Origin of the sequence: Spirillospora albida (genome assembly GCF_000718255.1) — a bacterium.
Lineage (GTDB): Bacteria > Actinomycetota > Actinomycetes > Streptosporangiales > Streptosporangiaceae > Spirillospora > Spirillospora albida.
In genome coordinates this window covers 1-4,857 of the sequence record NZ_JOFJ01000042.1, presented here as the reverse complement: position 1 = coordinate 4,857, position 4,857 = coordinate 1, and the positions used below count along the sequence as shown (strand labels likewise).

The window sequence follows — 4,857 nt, the reverse complement described above, 5'->3', positions numbered from 1 at the left end:
TTGAGGTCCACACCGAGTACCTGGACCGGCAGCAAGCAGCGTAGATCTGCCCGCAGATCACCATCAGTCAGCTGTCCGGAAAGCGCGGGGCCCCTCAGCCTCGACTACCGGGTCGGGCAGCCGGCGAAGCATCCTGATCAGCGTCATCCGGCTCACCGAGGCCGCCAAGTGCCCGGCCAGCCGGGCACCGGCACGGCCGCCCAGGGCCAGCGAGATCGCCTGCAACGCCGCCGAGGCTCCGAGACTGCGCCGGCCATAACGGACCGTCAACCCCGGGACCTGCTCGACGAACGTCTTCTTGGCGCAGGAGTCGTTGCGGCACAAGAACCGGTGAACTCGCAGGTGGATCAGTAGCTCCTGGCCACCGACAGCGGTATCGGACAACCGCCGCTCGTAGTGGCTGTGCAGCCGCCGGGACCGCACTCCACACCCCGGACACGCCGCCTCGGTGGTGCCGGTCCTGGCCCGCAGCCGGATCGTCGCGCCGGAACAGATCACCTGGTCAACGCACACACGCGCGAGATGAGGAAACAGGCCAGCCAGCAACTCCTTGATCGACACGCTGCAGATGCTCGTGATCAACAAGCGCGCTACCGGCCAGAACACCCAAACCGTGACCTACTCGACGGCCCGATCACGGAAAGTGTGCCTGATCCAGTCTTCACGCGTCGTCGACAGATTCCCGCCCAGACGCGCACCCGACACGCACGGCATCCCAACCCTGAGCCGGGCCGACCAGGAGACGGCCTGAGCAGGGCGAGAACCAGGCAGTCGACGACAACGATCCGGCCTCGGGGGCTTCACCGGCACTCGCATCAGATGCGAAAAATTCGCATCAGACGGGAACGCTTGAGAGCAGGTCGCAGTGGATTGCTCGGGAGCCGGACCGGCGGGGCTTCACCTGGCCAGCGACACTGGGCTCCACGTCCTCCGCATCGGATGCCAAGGAACCCAAGTTCCCAAACCGGTTCGGAACGAGGGCCGCCGCCCGTTCAGCCGGACGAGGCCGACGGCGCGGCCAGGTCCACCGCGACGTGCAGCGGCGTGCGCAGGCCGATGGCCTGGGCGAGGTGCGCACCGAACGCGGCGGCGGTCCGGATGTTCAGCTTCCCGGCGACCATGGCCACCGGCCAGAGCAACCTCGACGCGTCCGCGGGGACAGCCTCGGGGACACCGCGGGGACAGTCCCTGCAGACATTGCCCATGCAGGTCAGAGCCTTGATCGGGCCGCAGCGGGGACAGCAGGGACACCGGGGACAGGGACATGTCCCCGGCGACTCGAAAGAGCAGCGAGCCGGACGGGACTGCCGCTTGTTCAGCCGGGCGCGGCCCGCGGGACGGGCAGTGCGGCGCGGATCTCCAGCCGGGTGTGCACGCCGGTCAGGTTCAGCAGGCGCCATCCGGCCGGCGGGGTTCAGCGGCACCAGGCCGTCGCCCTCGCCGTTGATCCACTTCCACACGATGATGAGTTCGCGCAGACCGGAGGAGCCGCAGAACCGCAGCGCGGCCAGGTCCACCGCGACGTGCGGCCAGGCGCGCATACCGATGGCCTGGGCGAGGCACACACCGAACGCAGCGGCGGTCCAAGCATCCAGCTCCCGGCGACCATGACCACCGGCCACAACAACTTCGACGCGCCCGCCGGGGACAGCCTCAGGGACACCGCGGGGACAGTCCCCGGGGACATTGCCCATGCAGGTCAAAGCCTTGATCGGGCCGAACGGGGACAGCAGGGACACCGGGGACAGGGACATGTCCCCGGCGACTCGAAAGAGCAGCAGGCCGGACGGGGCCGCCGCTGTCCAGCCGGGCGCGGCCCGCCGGACGGGCAGTGCGGTCCGGACCTCCAGCCGGGTGTCCACGCCGGTCAGCCTCAGCATCCGCGCCATCCGGCGGGCGGGGTTCAGCAGCACCAGGCGGCCGCCCGCGGCGTGGATTCACTTCCACGCGCTGATGAGTTCACGCAGGCCGGAGGAGTCGCAGAACGCCACAGCGGCCAGGTCCACCTCGACGCGGGGTGGGCTACGAAAATCGATGGCCTGGGTGAGGTGCGCGCCGAATGCGGCAGCGGTCCCGATGTTCAGTTCCCCGGCGACCGTGACCACCGGCCACAGCAACCTCGACGCGTCCGCGGGGACAGCCTCAGGGACACCGCGGGGACAGCACCTGCAGACATTGCCCATGCAGGTCAGAGCCTTGATCGGGCCGAGGCAGGGACAGTGGGGACACCGGGGACAGGGACATCTCCCTGACGACTTAGAAGGGCAGCGTGTCGGTGGAGGGTCTGTGCATCGAGCAGCGTCTCACCTGCGTTGCGAAGCTTCTACGACGTGTGCGCCCCTCTTGATCGAATCCCTACCGGGTGCGATAGTTCGGGGCCTGTCCTTCGGCGACTCTGATCGGGAAGGCGGCGTCGCGGGTGATATTGGGCAAGGGCGTCGGGTTGGAGTTGGCGCTTCTGGTCCAGGTCGCTCTCCAGACCACGATGACGGTCATGGAGAAGGCCGAGTCGGGCTGGTGCGCCGACGACTGGAGGAAACGGTGAGTGCAGCGCTGGCTGCCAGCGCTGCGCCTCGCCGTCCCGGCGGAGGAACTCGTCTGGCCGTTCGGGTCTCGCGTGATCCGGTATCCGAACACCTACCCGGTCGTGTGAAACCCGGCTCGCGCCGTAACGCGTCCGGGACGAGATCGCAGCGGGCCGGAACGAGACACCGGATTCCCGTTCCGGCCAGCGCGGCAGACGCCACAGAAATCGAATCCGTCCAATCTGGCCAGATTAGCAGATTGTTGCGCTAAGGGCTGCGTCCCGGGATGAGGTGCCGACCACGGCTTTAGTGCAGCCGGGCGCCTTTTTCCATAACTGGGTGGACTGGTCCCAGTAAGACAGTGCCCGGGCATCCAGCGAGAATGTCACCTTGGCCGATTGGCCCGGGACAAGAAGCATTTTACTGAAGCCCTTGAGCTGACGGGGCGGCTGGGGGGCGCCGACGGCGGCTCTCAGGCCCAGGTACAGCTGCGGGACGGCATAGCCAGGACGTTTGCCGGTGTTGGTGACGGTGGCTGTGACGGTCGTGCGAGTGGCCTTCAGATTCGACAGTTTGAAGGTGGTGTAGGACAGGCCGTGGCCGAACGGAAATGCCGGGGTGAGGTTGCGGGTGTCGTAATGGCGGTAACCGACAAATATGCCTTCGGCGTAGACGGCCTTGTCGTCGGTGCCGGGGTAGTGAGCGGGGTTTCCGGCGGCAGGGGCATCGGTGGCGCGGGCAGGGAAGCTGACCGGTAGGCGTCCGCCAGGATCGACGTCGCCGTACAGGACGCGGGCGATGGCGGCGCCGCCGTGGCCACCGGCGTACCAGGCCTGGACGATGCCACGGACCTTGGCGGCCCAGGGAGTGAGGACCGGCCCGCCGGTTTGCAGGACCACGATGGTGTTCGGGTTGGCTTTGGCGACCTCGGTGATGAGTTTTTCCTGGTCGCCTAAGGTCTTGTCCTTGGCGCCAGCGCACTTCAGGGTCAAGCAAGTGATGTCGGCGTCCTCGGCGCGGGCGTCGGCCACGACCACCACGGCGACCTGTGCGTTACGCGCGGTTCGCACTGCAGCGGCTAGGTTCTGGCCGTCCTGGTAGGTGACCGCTCCGGCGCCGCCGCGGGCGGCGATGCCCTGGCGCGGGGTGATAGTGGAGACGGGCTTAACGTACATCGAGCCGATGCCGCTACGAAACTGGTCGGCGGCCTTACCAATGACAGCGACCTTGGTCCCGGACCTGAGCGGCAGCACATTGCCGTTGTTCTTCAACAGGGTGATTCCCTGCTCAGCGAGTTTCTGCGCAGTGACGGCGTGTGCCCGGTAGTCGATACTCCCGGTGTTCGCGCGCTGTGGCCGGTCGAACATTCCGTAGGAGAACATTGTCCGCAGCCGAACGGTCAGCGTCCGATCGATATCGGACCATGTGACCGTGCCTTTGTTCAGGGAGGCGCGCAGCAGGGGAGGTGTGTAGAAGGCGCCGACCGGCATCTCCAGATCCAGCCCAGCCTTCAGCGAGCCGTCGGTGTTCTTCACCGCTGCCAGCCAGTCGCTGACGACGAACCCGTCAAAGCCCCACTGCTTGCGTAGTACGGTGCTCAGCAATGCGGTGTTGGAGCAGCTCGGCTGCCCGTTGACCAGGTTGTAGCCGCACATCACGGTGGCGACCTTGGCCTCCCGGACGGCGGCCTCGAACGGCGGTAGGTAGATCTCGCGCAGCGCACGCTGAGAGATCACTGCGTTGACGCCGTAGCGGTTGGCCTCCTGGTTGTTAGCGGGGAAGTGCTTGACCTGCGCCATCAATCCGGCATTCTGCACGGTTCGGATCCAGGAGACGCCCATGCGCGCGGCCAGCAGTGGGTCCTCGCCGTAGGACTCGAAAGTGCGGCCGCCCTGCGGCACGCGCATAAGGTCGGTCGCCGGGCCCAAAATGATGTCATTGCCGCGCCGAGCGGCCTCGTCGGCCACCACACCGGCGGCGGTGGCGGCGGCGCGCGTGTCGAAGGTGGCGGCCAACGACAATCCCGCAGCCAGTGCGGTGTTGGGGCCCTGCTTGAGTCCCATCGACCCAGCGTCCACCAGGTGCAGATCGGGAATGCCGAGCCGGGCGACGCCGTGGACTGTTCCAGCCCGGAACGCCGGGTCGTCGGCTGCACGCAGCGGACCGACCAGATCATCACCTGCCATCAGGTTGAGTTTCTCGTCGTCGGTCATGGCCCTCACGACAAGAGTGGTGAGGTTCCCCCCGTAGCACGGACAGCTGGGGTGAGATGGGTCAGGTGGTCGGGCTCGAGGTTCGGTGTCGTTCCTCGTAGTCCATCGGGCTCAGCATT

The 4,857-nt window shown here is 67.1% G+C and carries 5 protein-coding genes; 1 reads left to right on the top strand and 4 read right to left on the bottom strand.

Annotated features, from left to right (window positions below; genetic code table 11):
* Positions 1–63: 63 nt before the first annotated feature.
* Entirely contained in the window at positions 64–561 is a 498-nt protein-coding gene (locus IE99_RS0128295) for a transposase family protein (protein WP_169744504.1), read from the bottom strand.
* On the opposite strand from IE99_RS0128295, the gene IE99_RS32535 reads away from it, so the two are divergent.
* Complete coding sequence (locus tag IE99_RS32535) at positions 551–751, top strand: hypothetical protein (protein WP_169744503.1); 201 nt, start codon at positions 551–553, stop codon at positions 749–751. The genes IE99_RS0128295 and IE99_RS32535 overlap by 11 nt on opposite strands.
* A gap of 241 nt (positions 752–992) precedes the next feature.
* Here IE99_RS32535 and IE99_RS32260 read toward each other — a convergent pair whose 3' ends face one another.
* The 3 genes from IE99_RS32260 to IE99_RS0128275 form a co-directional block, all read right to left on the bottom strand.
* The gene (locus IE99_RS32260) at positions 993–1,913 is read right to left on the bottom strand and encodes an STAS domain-containing protein (protein ID WP_157610541.1); all 921 of its coding nucleotides are present in this window, start codon (positions 1,911–1,913) and stop codon (positions 993–995) included.
* Positions 1,914–1,937: 24 nt separating this feature from the next.
* On the bottom strand, positions 1,938–2,105 hold the full coding sequence (locus IE99_RS32255) for an STAS domain-containing protein (protein ID WP_169744502.1): 168 nt from the start codon (positions 2,103–2,105) through the stop codon (positions 1,938–1,940).
* 671 nt (positions 2,106–2,776) lie between these two features.
* On the bottom strand, positions 2,777–4,738 hold the full coding sequence (locus IE99_RS0128275) for a beta-glucosidase (RefSeq protein WP_157610539.1): 1,962 nt from the start codon (positions 4,736–4,738) through the stop codon (positions 2,777–2,779).
* Positions 4,739–4,857: the final 119 nt, after the last annotated feature.

Bases quoted from the DNA above. Each gene is read 5' to 3' on its own strand.
- IE99_RS0128275 (WP_157610539.1), bottom strand. From the start codon at position 4,738: ATGACCGACGACGAGAAACTCAACCTGATGGCAGGTGATGATCTGGTC.